Origin of the sequence: Sphingobium sp. B10D7B, assembly GCF_025961955.1 — a bacterium.
In the GTDB taxonomy this organism is placed as follows: domain Bacteria; phylum Pseudomonadota; class Alphaproteobacteria; order Sphingomonadales; family Sphingomonadaceae; genus Sphingobium.
In genome coordinates, this window is record NZ_JAOQOQ010000001.1 from 2855800 (window position 1) to 2878908 (window position 23109).

A 23109-nucleotide genomic window follows, 5' to 3' on the forward strand; every position below is an offset into this window, starting at 1 on the left:
CTTTAGGGCCGGGCCGAGCGAACCGTCTGTGCAATCACTTGCAACATTTCAAATAACTTGCAATTACTTGCAACTTCCGGCTTGGATCAAACCGGTAAATCACTTCCGGGTCTATATCCGAGGGTGCAGTGGAGTTGGGGGACCATGAACGCGCGTTCCATTTTCATGCTTTCGATCATCATTGCCGCCACAGCATGTGGGCAGAACCCAGAACAGGCGCATATAGAACAGGCCCAGGAAGCTGTCCGTGCTCTGCTCACTGATCCGGCGTCCGCCCAATTTCGCAACGTGGTGATACACAATGATCGAGAGGGGCGGCCTCATTCAGTTTGCGGAGAGGTGAATGGCAAAAACCGGATGGGCGGCTATGCGGGGTTCGAGGACTTTTACTACGTTCTGGCTAATCGGCAGGCCGCCATCGATCCAGGTATAGTGCCAAGCTTGGACCCGCTCTTGGGGGCCAAAGGGCATTATGAATACATGAACGTGCGGCTGAAAGTTTGTGAGGCTGTCAGCCTTCCCACCATTGAAGAAAGCAACGCAGCCCGCGACAAAGCATTGCGGGAACTGAAGGCTCTCAACGAGGATGGTAAATGACGTCAATCGGGGGGCGTCGGATCATCGCCAACTGGCGGCAGCGCTGTCCGGTAATAGCCGGGTTTCTGCCGTTTTCTCTGTCCACCGCCTTGTTCAAAAGTTAGTCTCAAGTGGCATAAGTCACTGGAGATGCTATGATTTTTTCCATCGGATACTCAAACCGATCCTTGTGTGAATTCCTCTACGAGGTTGAGAGGCGGTGCATCACCCAGCTTTGGGACGTGCGGTCATCACCTTGGTCCCGGAATACGCATTTCAATGCTTCTCAGATTGAGAGGTGGGCTTGTAAGGCCGGGATTATGTATCGTCGTGAAGGCGAGATTTTGGGCGGCATGAGAGACGTATGCTTAAGAGACCCCCGTTATCTCGAAGCTCTCGTCAGACTGTTGGACGCTTCAGGCCGCGAACACATCGCCATCATGTGCGCCGAAGGTGATCCGGAACACTGCCATCGCACTTGGGACATTGCGGCTTCGCTGCTCGTCCGCTGGGGCGTTGTGGTGAAGAGCGTACGCCGAGACGGCAGAAACGAGGATAGTACGTCATCTCTAGCCAGAGTGCGCAAACGCCATTTTGATCCCGCAATTCGGGATGCTGTTTCCAGAGTGCTCCGGGGCGATCTTATCTAGGGTTCGGGGGAGACGATTGTCGAAAAAGCCCCGATATGTGCCGGCGCCGTCCGAGCATAGCCTACAAGATTTGTCGGATGACCACGTCGTGCGTTTAGCCCACAGCCAACCGAGAAAGGCGGCAGACATTTGCAATCAATTGCACACTCCCGGCTAAAAACTGGTCTCACAAGTGATACAGCTTCTCATCTCCCAGCCTCCATTTGCGTCAGCTTTCTGCCTCCAAGGACGTCTACGGGTGATCCTGAGATCATTAACCGCTCCTTCCTACGTTAGGCTGGATTAGTCGCACAGCGCAGTGTTAAGTCCGCTCACCATACCGAGGGGGATACGTGACAAAGCTGACGCAACAAGAACTTGAGCGCCATCTGTGGGGCGCGGCGGACATCCTGCGGGGCACCGTCGATGCCGGGGATTACAAGCAGTACATCTTCGGCCTGCTGTTCTATAAGCGCCTGTGCGACGTGTGGGAGGAGGAGTTCGAGGCTCTGCTCGCCGAGACGGGCGACCGCGAGGAGGCGGCTGACCCGGATGAGCATCGCTTCCACATCCCCAAGGAACACCGCTGGGAGGCTGTCCGGGAGCAATCCACCCTGATCGGCCAGCGGCTCAACAACGCGCTGGCAACCATCGAAGATGCCAACCTGCGGCTGCGCGGCGTGTTTGGCGATGTTGACTTCGCCAATCAGGATCGCTTCTCCGACGCACTGTTGGAAAAACTGCTCACTCATTTCGAGAAGCACAGGCTGCGCAATGCCGATGTGCCAGCCGACATGCTGGGTGACGCTTATCTCTACGTCATCAAGATGTTCGCCGAGGGCGCGGGCAAGAAGGGCGGCGAGTTCTACACGCCCCGGCAGATCGTGCGCCTGATGGTCGAGATCGTCGAGCCGCGCCCCGGCATGTCGATCTACGATCCCACTTGCGGCTCTGGCGGCATGTTGCTGGAGGCGGTGCAGTATCTGAAGGACCGGGGTGAGGATGCGCGCACCCTGTCGCTCTATGGGCAGGAGAAAAACTTCGCTACGTGGGGCATCGCCGAGATCAACCTGTTTCTGCACAACGTGGATGATGCCTTCATCGCCAAAGGTGACACCATCCTGTCCCCCAAGCGGTATGACCCCAAGGCCCGCGAGTTCGTGGAAGGCATCGGGGCCTATGATCGGGTGCTGGCCAACCCGCCTTTCTCGGAAAAGGTGTGGGGCTACGATGTCTGGCAGAACGGCGATCCGTTCGGGCGCGATACCTATGGCTGCCCGCCCAAGGGATACGGCGATCTGGCGTTCGTCCAGCACATGCTCGCCAGTCTGAAGGATGACGGGATGCTGGCGGTTGTGGTGCCGCATGGCGTCCTGTTCCGTGGTGGGGCCGAGGGGCGGATCAGGGAGGCCATGCTGGCCGGAGACGTGATCGAGGCGGTCGTGGGCCTAGCCCCCAATCTGTTCTACGGAGCGGGCATCCCTGCTGCCCTGCTGGTGTGCCGGAAGAAAAAGCCAGCCGAGCGGCGCGGCAAGGTGCTGATCGTCAATGGCGGTGCCACCTACCAGCCGGGCAAGGCACAGAACTTCCTGACCGACGAGCATGTTCGCACGCTCGCCGATGCCGTCCATGCCTTCGCCGATGTTGAGAAGCTGGCCCGCATCGTTCCGGTCGAGGAGATCGCAGCCAACGGCCACAACCTCAACATCAGCCGCTACGTCCAGACCGCCGCAGATGCCGAGGCGGTCGATGTCGCAGCGGAAGTCGCTAAGCTGCAAGACTTGATCGCCAAGCGCAACGCGGCCGAGGCGGTGATGTTCGGCCACCTGCGGAGGCTCGGCTATGTCGAGTGACGTGGCCGAACTGGTCCGAGGGGCAGATGTTTTGCTTGATGGTTGGCAGGTCGCCGAGCTTGGCAAGCTCTGCAAGATCGCCATCGGGGGCACCCCGGCGCGGGACAAGCAAGAGTTTTGGGCAACTGATGGAGCCGGGCATCCATGGGTTGCGATCTCCGACCTTCGCCAACCAGTGATTGTGGCAACGAAGGAACGCATTACCGACGCTGGCGTCACACACTCCAACGTCAAGCTGGTGAAAGCTGGGACCATCCTGATGAGCTTTAAGCTCACCATTGGTCGTGTGGCTGTCGCGGGCATCGATCTTTTTACGAATGAGGCAATCGCGGCATTTGAGCCGTTCACCGGCCTCGACCAATCGTTCCTACCCTATTGGTTGGAACGTATCGTCGCAGATGCCGACACCGATCAAGCGATCAAGGGTGCCACCTTGAACAAGCAGAAGCTCGCAGTGCTGTCGGGGCTTCTCCCACCGCTCGACGAGCAGCGGCGGATCGCCGAGGTGCTGCGGTCGGTGGATGAGGCGATTGCGGCGCAGTCTGCTCTGTGCTCGCAACTTCGGCAGACCGCTGACAATCTGGCTGACGAGGTTTTCGCCAGCGAGATCGCACACTGCCGAGACGACCTCGTGGCCTACGGCGACGCATGTGAAACAGTGCAAGTTGGCATCGTTGTAAAGCCCGCCTCCTATTACGTGGACGAAGGCGGGGTGCCTGCATTGCGTTCCACCAACATCAAGCGCAACCAGATCGACTTCACGGCGCTTGTCCAGCTTTCCCATGATGGCCATCAGATCAACAAGAAGTCAGCGTTGCGGGCTGGGGATGTGGTGACAATCCGGACTGGTGAGCCCGGCAAGACAGCGGTCATTCCCCCCGATGCACCTTCGGCTCTCAACTGCATCGACATCATCTTCTCGCGCCCGAAGCCGCACCTGCGGTCTTCGTTCGCGGCCTACTTCATCAACTCTCGCACCGCCCGTAGGCAGATCGCCGCAATGCAGGGAGGGCTGGCGCAGCAGCACTTCAATGTGGGCGAGATGAAGAAGCTGACCTTGCCAGTGCCGAGCCCTGATCGGCAGGACAATGTCGTTTCCGTTCTGGACGCCGCGTGGAGGACGGTTCATGCCGAGGAAGCGCAGTTGGATACCCTGCAAGCAACGAAGACTGCCCTCATGTCCGACCTCCTCTCCGGTCGCGTGCGGGTGCCCGCATGAGCGAGTATCGCCTTGCCGAAAAGCCCGCGCTCGATGCGCTGGCGGCGCTCGGCTGGCAGGTGCTGACCCCGGCGCAGGCGCTGGCGATGCGCGAGGAGGAGAACCGGGTCATCTTGAAGCCAGTGCTGATCGACGCAATGCGCGACCTCAACGGCATCGGCGCGGCGGACGCCGAGGCGATCTACAACGATCTCGCCACCCTGTCCGACAACGAGGACTGGCAACGCAAGCTGCGCGGCGGCTATTCCCGTCGCCTGACCGGCGAGAACCGCGACAGCCCGATCACGCTGATCGACTTCAAGGATACCAGCCGCAACCGCTTCCACGTCACCCGCCAGTTCCGCGTTGCCGCCCAGCGCCCGCGCATCCCGGACGTGGTGCTGTTCGTGAATGGCATCCCGCTGGTGGTGATCGAGGCCAAGTCCCCGCTCAAAGCCACGGCGCGGGCCGAGGAAGCCTTCGAGCAGATCAAGCAGTATGAGCGCGACATCCCGCGCCTGTTCGCGCCCAACGCCTTCAACATCGTCACCGATGGCATGGCGACGCAATACGGCGCGACCGGCAGCCCGGCGCAGTTCTATGCCCCGTGGCCCGACGCATGGCCGCGCACCCGCGCCGACTTCCCGGACGACCTGTCGAAAGACCTGTGGTGCCTGTGCGAGCCGTCGCGGCTGCTCGATCTGCTGGCGCACTTCATCGTGTTTGAGGTGGACCCCGAAACGGGCAAGAAGATCAAGAAGGTCTGCCGCTATCAGCAATTCCGCGCCGTCAACAAGGCCGTGCAACGGGTTGCAGCGGGCGAACACCGCAAGGGGCTGATCTGGCACACGCAGGGCAGCGGCAAGAGCCTGACGATGGTGTTCCTCGCCCTCAAGCTGAAAACTCATCTGACGCTCGACGCGCCCAGCCTTGCCAACCCGAACATCCTTGTCCTGACCGACCGGATCGACCTCGACGACCAAATCGCCAAGACTTTCGTCGCCTGCGGCCTGCCCAACCCGGCACAGTGCGGTTCGGTGGCGGCGCTGCGCGAGGCGGTGAACCGGGGCGGCAACGGGCAAATCCTGCTGTCCACCATCTTCAAGTTCGCCGGATCAAAAGACCCGATCCCCAACTCCGGCAACTGGATCGTGCTGGTAGACGAGTGCCACCGCACGCAGGAAAAGGACTTGGGCGCGTTCCTGCAAGCGACGCTGCCCGATGCGCATTTCTACGGCTTTACCGGCACGCCGATCAAAGCGACCGACAAGGACACCTACGCCCGGTTCAGCGTGGCGGGCGAAGGTTACCTCGACAAATACGGGATTGACGACGCCGTGCGCGACGGCGCGACCGTGCCGATCCTTTATGAAGGCCGCAAAGCCGACTGGTCGATCAACGAAGCCGAGATCGACATCCTGTTCGACCGATGGTTCGTCGATCTGCCTGACGACAAGCGCGAGGAACTGAAACGCAAGGGCCTGACGCTGGCTACCATCGCCAAGCACCCCGAGCGTATCCGTCTGATCGCGTATGACATTTGGGAACACTTCAAGCAGGTCTGCCAGCCGGACGGCTTCAAGGCGCAGATCGTGGTCGTAGATCGCGAGGCCATCGTGCTCTACCGCGCCGCCATGTCCGGCGTGATCGCCGCCGATCTGGTCAAGGGCGGCGTGGATGCCGACGCAGCACAGGTGCAGGCCGACGCCATGATCGCCTGTGTGTTCTCGAAGAGCCAAGAGGACAACAAGCCGAGCGAGAACGCCGAGGTGCAGGCGCTGCGCGACGGGCTGGAGGCATACTACCTCGATGCCGAGGGTGAGAAGGACGCCAAGAAGCGGTTCAAGGCATACGGGCAGGAACCCAGCTTCCTGATCGTGTGCGACAAACTGCTGACCGGGTTCGACGCGCCCATTGAGCATGTCATGTATCTCGACAAGCCGCTTAAGGAGCACAACCTGCTCCAAGCCATTGCCCGGACCAATCGCACCTGTTCGATCAAGCTGCCCAGCGGTGGCGAGATCGAGAAGCCCAATGGCCGGATCGTCGATTACATCGGCGTCACCAACCATCTGGACGAGGCGCTCAAGTCCTACCGCGCCGATGATGTCGAGAACGCGCTGCGGGACATCGCCGTGCTGCGCAACGACCTCAAGGAGGCCCACGCCCGCTACCGGGCGCAGAAGCGCGCCATGGGGCTGGAAGGCATGGACGAGAAGGGCGCCGCCTACGCCGCCGCCAAGATCGCTGCCGATGGCCGTGAGGATGAGTGGTTCGACCTCCAGCGCCTGACCCGCATTTTCATCAAGGTCTACGCTGACCTGTCGCCCGATCCGGCCATCCTGGACTTCACCGCCGAAGTGAAATGGGCGGCGGCGTTCCTGCGGCTGGCCACGCAGGCCGTCGCCAAGGACGAAAGCCTCGATCACCGCAGCTACAGCGGTAAGATCAGGGAAATGCTGGAAGAGCACGTCCACGTCACCGGCCTGTCCACCACGATCCGCCTGCGCAACATCACCGATCCTAACTTCGCCGACGACTTTGCCACTGACGACAAATCCGAGGCGGAGTTGCAGGAGGCGTTCGTGCGCAAATCCGCCGAGCTTCGCCGCGTAACCCGCGAACTGGTTGACAAAAACCCGGCACAATATGGCCGCTTCTCCGAGCGGGTGCTGGAGATCATCCGCCGCTTCGAGGCCGGGCAGGTCGCCGCTGCAGATGGCTTGGCAGACTTCGAGGGCCTGACCGGCGACATTCAGGCCGAGCAGGGCGCACACGCCGAGCTAGGCATGGACGAGAACGCCTTCTCGATCTTGCGCATCATGGAAGCCATTGCCCCGAACACCGCGCATGACATCTTGCAGGACGCTGCCGTTACCATCGGCGCGGTCTATGCCGAGGCCGCTGCGACGCAGCCTGCCTTCGCGCATATGGAAGCCTACCTACGATCCTTGCGTCAGCAGGTCCGCCGCATCTTGACCGACTACGACATCGGCGAGACCAAGATCATCCGCGAGAAGGTCGAGGAGTTCGCGGTACACGCCTACGGGAGCGGGTACTGATGCCGACACTCCAGATTGGCCGAGCCGAGATCGCCTACGAGCTTCGCCGGTCGGCGACCGCATCGGAGCGGCGCATCACCATCACGCCAGGCCATGTCGAAGTGATGGCGCTCTCTCGTGACAATGACGCTGACATAGCCGGGTTCTTGGAACGCAAGCGCCGGTGGGTATTCAACACCGTGCGCGAGATGGAGCGGATCACCTCCACGCGCCATTCTGTGCCTCGGTTCGTGACTGGGTCGAAGATACCCTATCGCGGGCGTAAGATGCCGCTGACCGTCCGACGCACGGATGCCGAGCGGATCGCTATCGCCTATCGAAACGGCTTCATCGTCGACCTGCCGGATTGGGCGGGACAGGACGCCGATCACCTTATCGCCAGCGAGTTACAGCACTGGCTAAAGCAACGCGCCCGCCGAGATGTGAAGGAGGTCGCTGCCGAGTATGGCAAGCGGTTTGGCCTCATTCCCCGGTCAATCCGTGTTGTGGACTTGGCCAATGGGTGGGGATCATGTGGCCCGGAAGGCAATGTGCTCATCAACTGGAACCTGATCTTCGCGCCGAGGAAGGTGCTTGAGTATGTCGTGGCGCATGAGCTTGCGCACCTTGGGCATCGTTCGCACGGGCCAGAATTCTGGCGATATCTTGCAGTTTTGTATCCAGCTTTTGAGACGCCCCAAGCTTGGCTCGACCATCAGTACGCGCAACTATCGGCGGCATTTTTGCGAACTTCCTAAGAGGCAGATGGCAAGCAGCCAAAGTGCTCTCTTGCTGATCCATTTTGGTCCACCAACTGTGCCACATTTTCGGGATTGTCCGCAGAAATCCTAGGGTATAGCAGGGCTATAATGGGTCACATTGTCTCCCTCCGTCTCCGCCAGATCCTGAACCTCAGCGATCCCCCTCAACCTAATGCGAGCCCACAGCATTTGAGAAAACTGCGGTTTTCGTGAAATCGCGTGTCGCGCCAGTTCGTCAGAAACGCGTACAACCGAGCCGATTTTATGACCAATTTCATGACTTGATCCCGCGAGACCGCTCTCATAGCTGATAATGGGCTGCGCACTCGAACAAACTAAACGTCAAGCAGGTGGAGCGACTCACGAAGCCTGGAATCTATTCCGACGGCGGCGGTTTATATTTATGCCCGCTCCTTCCTCGTCCCGCGCTTTCGGAATACGATCGGTATCGCCGAGCAGGTCTCGTCCTGGAACTACCTCTACGCCTTCCTGGGCGCAGGAGAGCAGAATCCGGCGCTTCCGACCGGAATGCGATCGTCATGTTTCGCGCAGGCGCCAATCCCGACCTGAAAACGCAGAAGGCCGACACGTTCACATTCGGCCTCGATCTGACAACGGCCTTCATTCCGAACGTAATGATCAGGACGGGCTATTATCGCATCAAAATCGCGGGACGGGTCGTGACGCCATCGCAGGACGACAGCGTGTCGCTTCCCGAGCTTCAAGGGTTCAACATCCGCAATCCCACCCGCGCCCAGATCGAGAACATCATCAAAAATCCTGCCGTGTTCCGGTGGTTTACGGCCGATATCCCATTCATCGCTGACGGCGGAACGGAAATCTACAGCAGCGCGAACCAGATTCCCCAAGGCCTGCTCTCGCAGGTGCAAGCCGTGGCGGATATTCGCCCGCAGAACTTCGCGGTCGAGAAAACCGACGGCATCGACCTCGATCTTAGCTATCGCACGCTGCTGTTGGGTGGCGATGCCTCGGTGCACCTCACCGGCCAATATATCCTCAATCTCGCGCTGGACGCCGGTGCCGGCAGCGCGGTCTCGCGGCTGGACGGCTATGCGCAGCCGGCCGACCTCCAACTGAACAGGACCTTCATCTGGGGACGCGACGGCGTGTCGGTCGGCTCGGTCGTCAACTATGTCAACGGGCTCACCGATAATCGCCCCGGCCAGACCCCGCGCAAGGTCGCGACCTATACCACGGCGTCTCTATTCGTCGGCTTCGACCTCGGGCGCCTTACATCCACACCTGCGCTCGACCAGAGCGAGATGCAGCTTCTCATCGCCAACCTGTTCAATAACCGCCCGCCAAATATCGCAGACTCTGTGCTCGGCTATGACCCGTATAATAATTCTCCCAATCCGCGCATGATCGGCCTGGTGCTCACCAAGCAGTGTGACAGCTTTCAGCCATGTCGGTCGATCGCTGTTGCGGCGATGAATGGCAGCTTCCAGGGAGCCGTTTCTAGCGGAATGTCTGCGATGTTGGCGAAATTTCCGGTTCGCCGACAGCGGCAAGCCCTTCAACCGAAGCTGTGATTACGCTTGATCGCCACGTCCCGATGAGGGCTCACCCCGACGAAACGAGCGCTCAAGTCATTCCAGGATCTTTGAAATCCGCTAGGATCATCCTGTCATGAGGAGTTGATGCCTATGCATTTTGCCAAATTTGCCTTTGTCACCGCTATCCTTGCCATTGCCGCCCCCACGTTTGCCCAAGCCACCTTCGAAGGAGCTGGCGAACACGGCGAACTCGACTGCGGCGGCGGAACCGCAACGATTTCGGGCGCCAGTAACCGGATGACGGTCACTGGTGGCTGCCAACAATTGGTGATTGAAGGCGCCGGCAACGAGGTCCGGGTCGAGCTTGCCTCAAAAGGCGTGATCCGCATTGTTGGTGCCAGCAACCGCGTCCAGTGGACCACGCCCGACGGCAGCAAGGCGCAACTGCGGGTGAGCGGCGCAAGCAATCAGGTATCTATGATACGGTAATCCTGAAAGGACTTAACAAAGGCTAGAGCTTGGAACTTTGCCGGAACGAAAGCACATCAGTCCGGTTTTGTCGCCAAGGTCAGGGAGGGTGTGATGAAACTTATCGTATGTGGCTTCTTTGCATTGGCGACGATTTCACTATCGGGATGCTCAATCGGAAGCAGCAATGAACAGGCTGCGGAACCTGGCGCAGAAAATAATGTTACGGGGGCGCCGACGCCAGCATTGGCGGCAGAAGCCAAAGGTCGCGTTATCCCGATCAGCGCTCAAGGCGTAGCAGATGTAGGCTTGACTGTCCGCGTCAAGAGCGTCGAGCTCGGCGTAGATGCTACCATCCTCGATATCAGCGCCTCGTACGGAGGCACAGCCAGCGGTGATGTCGACCTTGCCTTTAGCCCGACATTCATCAGGGACGAGCAGGGCAACAAGCTGATGCTCAAGCGGATCGCCGGTAATGAGGATTTGAAAATTCGAGCGGGTGAACAGATGGACGGTCGTCTCGTCTTTCTCGGCGCAGTACCGCCCTCTGCCAAATCGATCACACTGGTCCTGAATGAGGGCAACGATGGGTCGGCGATCACGGGTCCGGGGCTCAATATCCCTATCAACCTGCAGGCAGGTGCGCAGTGACACGGCTGTTTGGCGGTGGCTTCGCGATTATCGGCGCCGCCTTGGTGCTTTGTGCGTGCGATAAGATCGATGCTCCACTGCCAAGCCTCAAAAATGAGATCGGTCATTTTCGTCCCGCGCAGAACGCGCCGGAATCCAGGTTTGGGCCAGCGGGTGAGAATAGTTCGGCTGTAGACAGCGATGCCAATAGCAGCTTTACCCCCACATCTGCAGACGCCAGCGAGTTTAGACTGGTTGAAGTGCCCCCTAGTCGTTTGGAAGAGACGCGATCGCTGCTAACGGAACTGGACGCAAAAAAGGATGCCGATCAGGCGATCCGATTTTCTCTTCCGGCCGATATCCTGTTCGATTTTGATAAGGCGAGTTTGCGCCCCGATGCGCTGCCGCCACTGCGCAAGGCAAAGCAGTTGGTTGCTGCTTATCCCAAAGCGCCTGTCACCATCATCGGTTACACAGATGCCAAGGGAGATGACGCGTATAATGATCGCCTTTCCATGGCTCGCGCCAGGACAGTATCGGCCAGCCTGATGGAGGGGGACAATCGACATGCCATTGTAAAGGGTCTCGGAAAACGTGACCCCGTCGCACCCAACGCTTGCCCTGATGGCAGCGACGATCCTGAAGGCCGTCAGCGCAATCGTAGAGTAGAGATCATTCTTTCACCGGTTCCGAAGACGGAGAAAGGGTGAGCATGGCTCTGATGCAATGTCCTGAATGCAGTCGCAGCGTCTCGACCCATGCTGCTGCATGTCCCGGTTGCGGATATCCGATCAGCGAGAGGAAGGCTGGAGAGATCAATGGCAATGTGGCGGGCAAGGTGGTCACAGGTTTAACCGCGTGGTTAGTCTTTCCTTGGATCGCACGAGCCATTTTTGCTGTCGTAGGCGTGATCGCATTGTTCATTTTTCTTGGGACGCGATAATCTCCACGGAGATGCCACTTATTGGACAGTCTTGGTGCTGGATGGCTTCACGATTTCGCGCTTACAAAGATACAGGCGATCGGTTCGGTACAGCAGGTTACCGTGCACAGCTCTACAGCCAGCACGCCGCCGACGTTCCTTGTCCCGAGATTTGCTTTGGATTAAGCGCGCGCTTTGCTCCTATGGTTCTTCCAGCATTCTAGCCTTGGCGCTTGTTCGTAACGGATACGTTTTTCAGGCATCACCATGACTTTTTCTCAAAAGGCCAGATTGATCGTCTGGAAAACACCTCAGAATAGAACTTGCGGATGCGTTGAGGCCTCTGCCGACCAACATTTTCCCCTCGACGGCCGGTAGTGAACGGCAGCCGATGCAGCAGCCTGCCGCTCTTATAAGTCAGCAGAATTAGAACTGCTCACCACAAACGCAAGAGCCAGCAAGGCCTGCAGCGCCCGGCAAAGTGTCGGGTATTGACGTGGGCGGGGGGATCAACGCGTTTCTGGGCATCCCTTACGGTGCGGACACGGGCGGCGAAAACCGCTTCCTGCCACAACGCCGTGGCGCGGCATTCGCCCGGCCGTGTGCCACGAGGACCGACCGAGTCGGCCAGGACAGGAGCTGCCTCAGGGCGTCGTTGAGGCTCGCTGGGTTGAGAGATCTGATCTATTGCTGCTCAATGACCGTCACCGGCGTGGGGGACGTGAATCCTAATTTGGCGATCCGTGATCCAGTGACGATGATCCGGTTGTCTGCCTGCTCGCTACTCGTGACCTAGTTGGACGGGTCAACCTGACCGGCGCGTTCCGTTGGCTGCGACGTGCTGTCCTGTGCGGCCGCAATTGACGGACATGCGATGATCAGCGCCATAACGGACGCTGCGCAATACGAGCGGTATTTCATAATCTCTCCCCATCCGGTAGCCGTTGCCTTCTTTTTGACTGTGCAACGTCGGGGTATCTTTCTTAGGAACCAATGGATGCGTGTCTAATGCGCTCGCACTATCGATCTATGCGATCTCCGTATTGATGCTCGTTGTTCCCCGATGGCGGCTGATGCGAACATAGCGTCTTTGTCCAGCCTCCGGATTTCTTAAGGCTAGCCGCCAGCGAGACACGGCATAACTTCCAATGTCTGCAGGCGGCCGTTCCAGTGCCTATGCGGGGTCCTAGAAGCATGATGCAGGGGAAGGATGAGAAGAGGCGCACGTCCCACAATTTTTGCGCGGCAGCCTAGTGGCCTGGCTCCGTCCGGAGGAGCCAATCAAGAATCTCGGCCCGATTTTCATCGAGGCGAGGCGGGACTTCGCCGACTTGAAGGCCGGGAGTGAGGCGGAAGCCGGCTCCGGGGTAGCGCACTGGTCCCGTAAGAGGTCCCTCGGGGATATCGAAGGATACAAGCGCATCCGGGCGCGCCAGTTCGGCCGCTTCATCGACCCGGCGCACCATCCCGCAGGGGATGCCAGCTTCGCTCAATCCTGCTTCCCAGGCGGCCGCATCCCTTGTGGCGAACACCCTCTCCAGTTCCGCCTTCATGGCGTCGAAATTGGCCCGCCGGGCTTCTGGCGTGGCGAACAGTGGATCAGTCAGCCAGTCCTCTCGTCCGGTAAACCGGGCAAGCGCGGCAAACTGGTTGGGCTGCACGACGCCGAGCGAAATCTGCCGCCCGTCCCTGGCTGTGAACAACGAAGCGGTGGGCAGGCCGCTATAGCCCGTATTGCCCATGCGAGACATCGCTTGCCCGGTCAGCAGATAAGGCGTCACGGCCGACGTCATGAAGGCCAGGCTGGCATCGAACATCGACACATCGATATAACTGCCACCGCCACCCTGCAGTCGCCGCACCAGTGCGGACAGGATGGCAAGTGCCGCGGTCTGGCCGGTCAGCGTATCGACAATGGGAAAGCCGACGCGCACCGGCGGGTCACCCTCTTCACCGCTCAGCATCATCATGCCGCTCGTCGCCTGCACGATATTGTCGATGGCCGGCCAGTCGCGCTGAGGACTGTCCTGCCCATAGCCGGACACCGAGCAAAAGATGATATCCGGCCGCAGTTCTCGCGCCGCTTCGTAGCCGAGGCCAAGACGTGTGATAACGCCGGGCCGGAAGTTCTCGAGCATCACATCACACCGCGCCACGATCGCGTGGGCGATGTCGAGGTCGGCGGGATCCTTGAGATCCAGCATGATCGACTTCTTCCCTGCATTGGCCGCAATGAATGCAGGTGAGAGACCTTCAAAGCGCGGATCCGATCCGTAACTGCGGAAATTGTCCCCCTTGGGCGACTCGATCTTGATGACGTCGGCGCCCATCAGCCGCAACAGGTGCGACGCATAAGGCCCGGCCATCACATGGCTGAAATCGGCGATGCGGATGCCCGCAAGCGGTTGGGTCATGGTTTTTCCGGAAATTGTTTGCGAACGAGCGTCCATGCGGGGTCTTTGCAAAGGCCGCAGGACGCCCCCGTGAAGAGTTGACCCGCCTTCGCGTCACGCTTGAGTTGCCAGTCGAGCCACGCCACCGCGATCCGGCCATAGTCCCCGCCGTTCACCGCGCCGAACGTTCCGCCATGGCCCGTGTTCTTGTTGGCGTAGAAGACGGGCACATGATCAATGCGGCCCACATCGTCATTGCCGTTGGGATAGGCGATGTCGGTCGGTCCGCCCAAGATGTATGCGACCGGTGTATGCAGCTTGCGCAGATCGTCCTTGGCGATCGAGACGCGGCTAAGGCCATTGCCTGGCCGGTTGTACACACCGCTGTTGAAGATGACGGCCGTGCGAATGCGCTGATCGGCAGCGGCGGCAAGCGCCTGCAGGCCACCGCAACTATGTCCCATCACCGCGATCTGCATGGTATCGATGTCGCGTCCGTAGGGGCTACCCTTCACCCAGTCGATTGCAGCGAGGAGCTGGTACACTGAGGTTTCGTCCGCGGTTGCGGGTGGCGGCATGGGCGGCTCGGGTCCCCGCTGGTTTCCAGCAGCCTGTTCCGTCGAGGGCCTCTCCCCTTTCGGAGCCCCATTGGCGATGACGATGTAGCCATGGCTGGCGATCTCGCGCAGGAAGCCACTGGCCGACAGCCCATCATTGCGGCAGCCACCATTACCCCACAGCACCAGCGGCAGGCGTCTTTGTGGTAGCTTCGCCGGGCGATAGATGGTGTAGCCGGGCGCGTCCGCTCGCCCTTCCGCAATCGCGGGCAGAGTGCCAGTTCCGCCGGGCGCTCCGATGATGCCAGAAGGTATCTGGGCCGAGGCGGGCGGGGCCTGCAGGATGGCAGCCAAAGCACAGAGCAGCGGCGCGACGTGCTTCATTGATTTCCTCCACACTGAATTTTGTCGCGACCCTGCACGGAAGCGCGTGCGGTGCGGAACGCCCTGAGACCATCAATGCCGAAGCGGGACAGGTCGCGGGCATTGCCCTCCGAATCGCGCAGATAGAGCGCATCAAACCGCGCCTGCTCCTGACGCGACACGCCATTGATCGTCACATGCTGGGCGCGCGCTTCTTCCAGTCCCTTTTCAAGCGCAGCATAGATCTCGCGCGCGAGCGCTGCTTCCCAGACCGCTTGCGACTCCTCGAGGATAGCCCGATCCTGCGCACTCAGCCGATTCCAGCGCTCCATCCCCATCGCCCGAGCAGGATAGGCGCCGCGTGGAATAGCGAGGTTGTTATAGTGGCGGGCGACCTCGGCGAAATGTAGCGACTTGAACGTGTCGCCAGGTGCGATGACGCCATCGATCACACCCTTCGCCATGGCCGAATAGACGTCAGCCATCGGCATGTTCACCGGATCGGCGCCGAGGGATTCGAGCACGCTCAGCAGCTCCGTCGGCGCGCGCAGACGCAGGCCGCGCAGATCGGCCAAGGAGTTCACCTGCCTGCTGGTGGTGACGACGCCGGCGAGCGATCCGCCCTGCACCGCCAGCACCTTGAGCCCTTCCAGCTCGTGGCCGATCTCGGGGTTCGCCGCCGCGATGCAACGATAGAGCGCAAGTTGGGATTCAATGCTGTCCGCACCGCTGTAGAAACCCGTCTGGATGCGGATGAGATGGGCGCCGCCGCGCGCGTAGATGGGCGTGATGAGCCCCACATCCGCGACACCGTGGCGCAGTTCCTCCATCGACATGTCGGACGAAAGCAGCGCCCCGGACCAGCTCGGCCGGATGCGGATGCGGCCGTGCGAGCGCTGCTCGACAAACGCCATCCACGCCTGATCCGCTTTGCTGAACGGATGATTGGGGCTGTAGGGCGTTGCATAAGTGAGTTCCGTTACGTCCTGCGGCACAGGCCGGGCGCAGGACGCCAGCAGCAGTAGTAGCGAAGGCAGGAACGCCCGCAGCCTCATGCAAGCCCCCGCTCGGCGAGGAAGCTGGCCACCGTCGCCACCATCCTGTCATGGTCCCAGTTCTTGGCATCCACCATGTCGGCATCAATGGTCAGCACCGGCACGCCTGCTGCCTCCAGCGACAGCGCGGTCAGCTTTGTGCCCGATTGCGAGAGGCGGTTGTCCGGCGGGAGCAACACAACGCAGGCGTCGATGCCGCAGCGCTCCGCCTCGCTGGTCATCCAGCCGTTCATCCAAGGCGGCAGGTGTAGCACTTCATTCATGGAGCAGATACGGCTGGCCAGCGCATCCATTGGCTCGCCCTGCAGTTCACGGATATATTGCGGCCCGGCGAACGGCATATACATCGACCAGACGAAGACTGCGCCGAGCCGTTCCTCCAGGGCCTGATAGAAGCCGGGGTCGTGCCACACACCCGCGCCGATCCACATGAGGCGGACCTTCTCGTTGCTGGCAGAGCCAGTACCATTTGCGATGCGCTCCATCACCTCATCGCGGAAACGTTTGGCATGGGCGACCGCCCAATCCGATCCGCGATGCCATTGCGGGATCATCGTGTTGGGCATCTGCTCGGCGATCGACACGGGGCAAGGCCGCGCCCGGCCGATGGCCTGCGCCGCCTCCCAGATATAGCCCTCCTGCTCGTTGATCCGTTCCATCAGATAGTGGAGCTTCGCCTCGTCGAACTTTCGCCCGGTGCGGTTCTCCAGCAGGGCGATAAGATCACGCATCTCCGCGACCATCAGCGCGATACGATCGGCATCGTAGACTTGGCGCCAATCGCCCCGGCTGTGCTCGAACCAGCGCGGGTCCTTGTGCTCCCATGCCGGCGCCTCCATCGCAAAAAATTCGCTGCCCAGCGCCTGCGCCCATTGGCCGAAGACATGCTGGATGCAGTCGCAGGTCAGCCGCGCCACCAGCACGGTCGGCGTGGGCAGGCCTCCCCAGGGGGCGGTCTTAGGATCGTTAGCGAGCGTGCAGGCGAGGCCCAGCGAGCAATATTTGCAGCTATTCTCGGGATAGCCATGCCGGGCCATTACCTCAAAATACTGGTTCGAGAGCTGCTTTGCCGAAATATAGGCCGACCACCACTGGTTGGTGATGATCGGAATATCCATCACGTGGAAGATTTCGTGCGGCGTGTCGGCCTGCACGATAGCAAAAGGCTCGCCCTCATCCACGACCCGTCGCCGCAGATCCGCACCGAACTGCTTCTGATAGGCGCTGGCTGCTGCCGTGCAGGCCAGATCCTTGCGGCTGCGCTGCCCTGTTGCCCGCGTCGTGACATCCTGGCTCATTCAAAAACTCCTGCAGCGTCGAGCTCTGCGATGCGGGCCTCCGAGAGGCCGCAGGTGTCGCGGGCGATGGTGTGAGCATGCTCGCCCATGCGCGGCGCGCGGAACGGCTCCAAGCGATCATGCGAAAACTTGATGGGGGTTGCGATGTGGCCGAACGGCCCGAGCAGCGGATGGTCAAGCGTCACCAACGCGCCGCGCCCGGCAAGTTGCGGATCGTGATCGATCATGTCTTCACAATCCTGCACCACACCGCAGGCGATGCCGGCGGCCTGAAGCTCGGCCATAATGGCATGGTCAGCGCGTTGCGCGACCCACGCCGCGACGTCGCCGCCGGCAATGGCGTGGAGTCTGGCAAGCTCTGCTTCGTCCCTCAGGCTGATCGCCACCCATCGATCCTCGCCCTGCGCCTGGAAGACATCCTGAAAGAAGACAGCGGCATCCGCATTGCCCGAGCGCTGCGGGCGCTCGCCGCGCCGCGCCGCCGCCAGATAGTCCCGCATCTGTTGCACGCAGATCTCGTACATCGAGGCATCGATATGACAACCAAGCCCGGTTTCGCGGCGATGCTGCAGCGCCGCCGCCACTGATCCTGCCATGACGAAAGGCACAATGACGTCGCCATAGGGCACCGCGCCGGGGATGACGGGATCGCGATCCGGATAGCCGGTGAGGAAGGTCCGTCCCGAGAGTGCGCCACCGGTCCCGTCGACACCCCATTCCTGCGCCAGCGGACCGGTCTGGCCGAACACGCTGCCCGACACCATGACGATGCCCGGGTTGCGCGCCGCCAGTGCATCATAATCGAGGCCAAGCTTCTTCATCGTGCCGGGGGAGAAATTCTCGACCACCACATCGGCCCAGTCGATCAGCGGATCGATGAGTTCACGCGCCTCCGGTTTCTTCATGTTCAGCGAGAGGCTGCGTTTGGAGCTGTTGAGATGCGCGAACCAGGGCTTGTCGTCCCAATTGCCTGGGCTGGACGCGGAAACCTGCACGTCGAGACGGGCAAGATCAGGCCGCGTGCGGCTCTCGATCTTCACGATCTCCGCGCCAAGATCACCGAGCGTCTTGGTCGTGATCGATCCGACCAGAGCCCAGGCGAAATCCAGCACCCGAACGCCCGCCAGCGGCCCCGGCCGCTCGCCGGTGTGGATGGCGGGCGCGGCAATGGCAGCGCCCTTGCGGATCGTCGCGAAGCGCTCCGGCAGGCCCGAAGGCGTATCGAAGAAGTGGCGCGCCGCCAGATGCGGATCGGCCAGCACATCGCCCGGCTCGTTCGCCACGCAGGCATTGATGCCGCGCCTCAGCCCTTCGGTCGCGATCTCATGCTTGGTGCGCGAGAGGAAGAAGGCGGCGATCGCTGCCTCCCACAGCGCCCGCGTGTCGGCCGGCAGCGTAGAGCGATTGTAGTTCAGCCAGTCCGTGCCGTGCAGCGGATTGGGGACACCGACTTCATCCATCCAGTCCGAGAGGGCCTGATTGGCGGGCGCGCCGAGCCGCCCGGTCATCAGCGAGTGGAAGCACCAGCCGTCCGCCAGCCGCCAGATGGCCCGCACGGTCGCTTTGCCATAAGCGAGCGCACCGCCCACACGCGTGAGCTTGCGCCGGTCGAACTGCCAGCACAGCACTCCGTTGAAATTGCGACTAAAGGCCACCTGCTGGATCGAGACATCGACATGTTGCCCCTTTCCGTGCGTGCCGCGCGAATAATGAGCGGCCATTGCCCCGGCCCCAGCCACCATATCCGCGTGGAAGGTGCAGGCATCCCCCGCTTCCTTCACCGGTGCCAGATCCGGCTCGCCGGTCACGCGGAGGGCACCTCCCATGGCAGAGGCCACCAGCTCGCCGCCTTTCCATTGCGACCGTGGACCACCCGAGCCGAAGCTGGTGACTGACACGTGCACGGCAGTTTCCGGGATGGCAATGCCCCCCAACCCCTCCAGCCCAATATCGTCGATGACGAACGATGCGCCCTCCACCGGACCGCCCAGCTCCGCCCCAATCGAAGCCAGGAAGCGGGCCAGTGGCCGATCCGCCATGCCGCCCAGAATGGCGACGCGATGACCGGATAACGGCATCATGCAGAAAGCTCCTTCAGAAATTGCGTAATCTCGCCGGCCGCGCGGTCAGTTCCGCGCCAGTCGCGCCGCGTCATGATGAGGTGGGGAATGCCGGCCTGTGACAAGGCCTCACGCTGCGCGGGCAGATGCCAGATGCGCGCCTCATCCTCCTCCGCAAACCAGAGCACGACCGCCGAGGTGCCGAGTGTCCGCGCCCTGTCGACCAGATCCGATGCGCGATCGAAAAAGGCGCGGCCGCTCTGCGAGGCGGCATGGAGCTGGCGCGCGATAGCAGTTATCGGATCGCCGCTCGCCTTCTCAATCGCCACGCCCGGATCTTGCCAGGCGTCCGCCAGCGTCGGTCCGCATGCGGACCAGCGGGCCGCCTCGATGACGGCATGGAGACGGCGATCAGGCGGCGGCGTGCCAGCCAGCAGGCAACAAGGCGCAGCCATGCCCGCCATCCCGTTGGCCGATGCGCGACGCCGGTTCGTTTCGGCGATGCCACGCTCCAGTGCGGGGGCATCCAGTCCCAGCCGATCGGCAAGCTGGCGGACAGCGGCCACCATATGCGCCGCGCTGCTCGATCGGGCGATCCGCGCGACGTCGAAGATCAGCGGCTCGGGGCCCTTGACCTCTCCCTGTCTGCGTAGCTCGCAGATATAGTAATAGAGCCGTTGCGCAGCGTCGTCCGCTCGGGAGAAGATGACGGCATCGAAACTGTCCAGAGCCCCGTCCGCCCAGTCCTGCACGATAGATCGCGCCCAGAACGGGAATTTGCTTTCCAGCCAGCGGTCGGCAGTGGGCATGGCGCGATCGACGTTCCAGGCCACCGGGCCGGAACAGGCGCCCGTCGCGGCGAGCAAGTCTTGCGGCAGATCGGGGCCGACATAAGCGATCATGGTCATTGTCCAAATACGGTGGGCAGCCACAGCACCATGGCCGGGAAGAGAATGATGAGCAGCAGGTGGATGAGATCGCTGGCAAGGAAGGGCATCACGCCCCGGAAGATGCGGCCGAGCGGCACATCCTTCGCCACGCCCTGAATCACGTAGAGGTTCATGCCGAGCGGTGGATGGACGAAGCCGATCTCCATCGCGCGGGTGATGAAGATGCCGAACCAGATGGGCGACATGCCCACGCTCTCGACGATCGGGAGCAGGATCGGCGTGGTGAGCAGCATCAGCGCAAGGCCATCCAGCACCGATCCGAGCAGCAGCAGCAGAACCGCCACGACGAGGAGCGTGGGGATGGTGCCGAGGCCCATCTGCGTCACGCTGCTGCCCACTGCCTCGGTGAGACCGGTGACGCTGATGAAGACCGAGAAGGTGATCGCCCCGATGATGACGAGGAAGATAAGGCCCGCCGTGCGCAGCGTTTCCGAGAAGGCGCGGAACAGCACGTCACGGTTCAGGCGGCCACGCCAGGCGGTGATGACCAGCGCGCCAGCCGTGCCGATGGATGAGGCCTCCGAGGGACTGAACCAGCCCAGCACGATGCCGCCCAGTACCACGGCGACCAGCAGCAGCATGTCTGCGATCTTAAGCATCGCCCAGCCACGCTCGGGCCAGCTCGCACGCGCGCTGGCCGGGGCGATCGAGGGCTTCCAGCGGCAGAGCAGCCAGATGACGAGGCAGTAGAAGAGCATTTGCGAGATGCCCGGGATCAGCGTCGCGGTGAACAGCTTGCCGATCGATTGCTCGGCAATGATGCCATAAACGATCAACGCGCCGGATGGCGGCAGCATCTGGCCGAGCGTGCCGCCCGCCGCGACCGTGCCGGTCGCCAGGGCGTCGGAATAGCCGCGCTGGCGCATTTCCGGCAGGGCGACGAGGCCGATGGTCGCCGCCGTCGCCAGGCTCGATCCGTTGATCGATCCGAAGCCGGCGCACCCGCCCACCGACGCATAAGCGAGGCCGCCGCGCCGGTGACCGATCATCTTGGCCGCGGCATCGAACAGGTCGCCGCTGGCATTGGCGGAAAAGAAGAGATGCGCCATCAGCATGAAGAGCGGCAGCGTACCCAGCTCGTAGCGGGTCAGCGTCTCGACCACGACGACGCCCGCCTTGATGAGCGCCGCTTCCGGCCCCAGCACGATCATCAGGCCGCCCACGCCGACAAGGCCGAGCGACACGCCGATCGGCAAGCCGGCCATGAGAATGGTCAACAGAATCAGCAGGCCGATAAAGCCTGTCTCGGGTGTGGCGAACATCATGAGCGGGGCCGCTCGGCGAGCTGGCGGACCAGCAGGACAATGACGACAACAAGCGAGGCATTGAGGAAGGCGCGCATCCACCGCCATGGCACGCCGACCAGTTCGCTCACTTCTTGGCTATTCCAGAGATCGGACGCGAGCCAGCAGGAGCCGGCGAGCAACCCTGCATAGAAGACGATCGAGAGCGCCGTGCAGGTGCGCTCGGCAATGTCGCGCCGAACGCCCGTCAGCCGATCGAGGATCAGATGCACGCGGGCATGGTTCCGGGCGATCGTCGCCGCCACGAGCGCCAGCGCTCCGGCGACCAGAACCGCGACCTGAACCAGCTCGATCGCGCCCTTGAGCGGCAGGCCGGTGTGCCGCCCGATCACGGCGAGCAGGTTCAACAGCGCGGCCGCGATCAGGGCGCCCCCCCCGATCCAGACCATCGCAACCCTGGCAGAATTCATGCGCCAACCTCTTCGACGCGACCATCGGCCGCTATTGTGATGGCAGGCAGTCCCGCCTTTTGCGTGATACGCTCGACATAGGTCCGGATGTCCGCCGCGCGGGCTGGCGAAGCAAGCACGGGCCGCCCCGGCGCCTCGACATCGACGGGGATAATGCCCACGTCCATCGCGCCGCCACCATGGAGACGGATGGTGCCGAGAAAGGCGTTCACCGCTTCAGGATGAAAGGGCGCGAGCGTGTAGGCCGGGTCCGGCTCGAAACCGAAAAGCTTGCGCCGCCGATCCGCCCATTCCGCGCGTGCCGGATGATCCTGCGCCGGACTGAGCGCACTGGTGACGACGCAGCCATTGCCAAGTCCATGGAAGATCGGTTTCCCGCGATAAAATTCGATGCCGCGCACGATATGCGCATGGTGACCGATTACGACGTCCGCCCCCGCATCGATCGCAGCATGAGAAACCGCGCGTTCGTAAGGCGCGAGTTGCGCCGGTGTGTGAACGATACCCTTGTGGAGCGCCACGAGCACGATGTCCGCTTGCTGGCGCGCGGCCACGATATCCTCCCGCAAGGTCGCGACGGCCTCTGCGGTCAGCGTGGTGAGCGCAGCCGCCGGCGCAATCGGCGCGCCGTCTGCCGTATCGACCCGCAGAAAGGCGCAGCCGGCAGTATCCTTACCGGCCCAACTGTTTTCCGGGCCAACGCAATTATAGCTCAGCAGCGCGATCCGATGGCCACCGCGCGTCACGATCGCCGGCGCGCGAGCAGCTGCAAGCGTCAGCGCCGCGCCGGTGTGATGCACGCCTTGCGCATCGAGACTGGCCAGCGTGTCGGCAATGCCCTGGGGACCGCAATCGGCGATGTGATTGCCGGCAAGACTGAGCATCCCGAACCCTGCCTGCGCGATGGCGGCAAGATTTTCGGGCGGCGCACCGGGGGCCGGCACATCTCCCTTCAGTTCGACGACACTCGCCGTGTGGGGCACTTCCAGATGCCCCACCGCGAGGTCGGCAGCGCGCAGGGCGGGGGCGATCCCGGCCAGCCAGTAGGCGCCATCCGGCTCATCCAGAACCAGATCGCCTGCCAGCACAATCGAGATCGCCTCCTTCCCCACGCTAACTCAGCT

At 61.9% G+C, this 23109-nt stretch carries 19 protein-coding genes; 10 read left to right on the plus strand and 9 right to left on the minus strand.

Features of this window, described 5'->3' with window-relative positions:
- Nucleotides 1–144 precede the first annotated feature (144 nt).
- The 10 genes from M2331_RS13425 (at nt 145) to M2331_RS13465 (ending at nt 11383) form a co-directional block, all read left to right on the plus strand.
- Nucleotides 145–597 (plus strand): hypothetical protein, encoded by a 453-nt coding sequence (locus M2331_RS13425; protein ID WP_181560739.1) that lies wholly within the window; start codon nt 145–147, stop codon nt 595–597.
- Between the two features lie 134 nt (nt 598–731).
- Nucleotides 732–1226, plus strand: a complete 495-nt coding sequence (locus M2331_RS16630) for a DUF488 domain-containing protein (RefSeq protein WP_181560740.1) — start codon at nt 732–734, stop codon at nt 1224–1226.
- A 332-nt stretch (nt 1227–1558) separates the two neighbouring features.
- A complete protein-coding gene (locus M2331_RS13430) occupies nt 1559–3058 on the plus strand; it encodes a type I restriction-modification system subunit M (RefSeq protein WP_181560741.1) in 1500 nt (499 codons plus the stop codon).
- Nucleotides 3048–4277, plus strand: a complete 1230-nt coding sequence (locus tag M2331_RS13435; protein WP_181560742.1) for a restriction endonuclease subunit S — start codon at nt 3048–3050, stop codon at nt 4275–4277. Before M2331_RS13430 ends, M2331_RS13435 begins: the two co-directional genes overlap by 11 nt.
- The gene (locus M2331_RS13440) at nt 4274–7318 is read left to right on the plus strand and encodes a type I restriction endonuclease subunit R (protein ID WP_181560743.1); all 3045 of its coding nucleotides are present in this window, start codon (nt 4274–4276) and stop codon (nt 7316–7318) included. Before M2331_RS13435 ends, M2331_RS13440 begins: the two co-directional genes overlap by 4 nt.
- Nucleotides 7318–8055 carry a M48 family metallopeptidase gene (locus M2331_RS13445; protein WP_181560744.1) on the plus strand — a complete coding sequence of 246 codons (738 nt, stop codon included), beginning with the start codon at nt 7318–7320 and terminating at the stop codon, nt 8053–8055. Before M2331_RS13440 ends, M2331_RS13445 begins: the two co-directional genes overlap by 1 nt.
- A 353-nt stretch (nt 8056–8408) precedes the next feature.
- Nucleotides 8409–9611, plus strand: a complete 1203-nt coding sequence (locus M2331_RS13450) for a TonB-dependent receptor domain-containing protein (RefSeq protein ID WP_181560745.1) — start codon at nt 8409–8411, stop codon at nt 9609–9611.
- Between the two features lie 114 nt (nt 9612–9725).
- Entirely contained in the window at nt 9726–10064 is a 339-nt protein-coding gene (locus M2331_RS13455) for a DUF3060 domain-containing protein (protein ID WP_181560746.1), read from the plus strand.
- A 93-nt stretch (nt 10065–10157) separates the two neighbouring features.
- Nucleotides 10158–10694, plus strand: coding sequence for a hypothetical protein (locus tag M2331_RS13460; RefSeq protein ID WP_181560747.1), 537 nt, complete (start codon nt 10158–10160; stop codon nt 10692–10694).
- Nucleotides 10691–11383, plus strand: coding sequence for an OmpA family protein (locus M2331_RS13465; protein WP_181560748.1), 693 nt, complete (start codon nt 10691–10693; stop codon nt 11381–11383). Before M2331_RS13460 ends, M2331_RS13465 begins: the two co-directional genes overlap by 4 nt.
- A gap of 1462 nt (nt 11384–12845) precedes the next feature.
- On the opposite strand, the gene M2331_RS13470 is transcribed toward M2331_RS13465, so the two are convergent.
- Genes M2331_RS13470 through M2331_RS13510 form a run of 9 tightly spaced genes read right to left on the minus strand, consistent with a single transcriptional unit; the run spans nt 12846 to nt 23097 of the window.
- The gene (locus M2331_RS13470; protein ID WP_181560749.1) at nt 12846–14009 is read right to left on the minus strand and encodes a CaiB/BaiF CoA transferase family protein; all 1164 of its coding nucleotides are present in this window, start codon (nt 14007–14009) and stop codon (nt 12846–12848) included.
- Nucleotides 14006–14929, minus strand: coding sequence for a hypothetical protein (locus M2331_RS13475; RefSeq protein ID WP_181560750.1), 924 nt, complete (start codon nt 14927–14929; stop codon nt 14006–14008). Before M2331_RS13475 ends, M2331_RS13470 begins: the two co-directional genes overlap by 4 nt.
- Nucleotides 14926–15963: a TRAP transporter substrate-binding protein DctP gene (gene dctP / locus M2331_RS13480; RefSeq protein WP_181560751.1), complete on the minus strand. Its 1038-nt coding sequence runs from the start codon at nt 15961–15963 to the stop codon at nt 14926–14928. The genes M2331_RS13475 and dctP overlap by 4 nt, the downstream gene beginning before the upstream one ends.
- Complete coding sequence (locus M2331_RS13485) at nt 15960–17261, minus strand: 2-hydroxyacyl-CoA dehydratase subunit D (protein WP_181560752.1); 1302 nt, start codon at nt 17259–17261, stop codon at nt 15960–15962. Before M2331_RS13485 ends, dctP begins: the two co-directional genes overlap by 4 nt.
- The gene (locus tag M2331_RS13490) at nt 17258–19342 is read right to left on the minus strand and encodes a CaiB/BaiF CoA-transferase family protein (protein ID WP_264592398.1); all 2085 of its coding nucleotides are present in this window, start codon (nt 19340–19342) and stop codon (nt 17258–17260) included. Before M2331_RS13490 ends, M2331_RS13485 begins: the two co-directional genes overlap by 4 nt.
- A complete protein-coding gene (locus M2331_RS13495) occupies nt 19339–20229 on the minus strand; it encodes a hypothetical protein (protein ID WP_181560753.1) in 891 nt (296 codons plus the stop codon). Before M2331_RS13495 ends, M2331_RS13490 begins: the two co-directional genes overlap by 4 nt.
- Entirely contained in the window at nt 20226–21536 is a 1311-nt protein-coding gene (locus M2331_RS13500; RefSeq protein WP_264592399.1) for a TRAP transporter large permease, read from the minus strand. Before M2331_RS13500 ends, M2331_RS13495 begins: the two co-directional genes overlap by 4 nt.
- Complete coding sequence (locus tag M2331_RS13505) at nt 21533–21985, minus strand: TRAP transporter small permease subunit (RefSeq protein ID WP_181560754.1); 453 nt, start codon at nt 21983–21985, stop codon at nt 21533–21535. The genes M2331_RS13500 and M2331_RS13505 overlap by 4 nt, the downstream gene beginning before the upstream one ends.
- A complete protein-coding gene (locus M2331_RS13510; RefSeq protein WP_264592400.1) occupies nt 21982–23097 on the minus strand; it encodes a CapA family protein in 1116 nt (371 codons plus the stop codon). Before M2331_RS13510 ends, M2331_RS13505 begins: the two co-directional genes overlap by 4 nt.
- Nucleotides 23098–23109 lie beyond the last annotated feature (12 nt).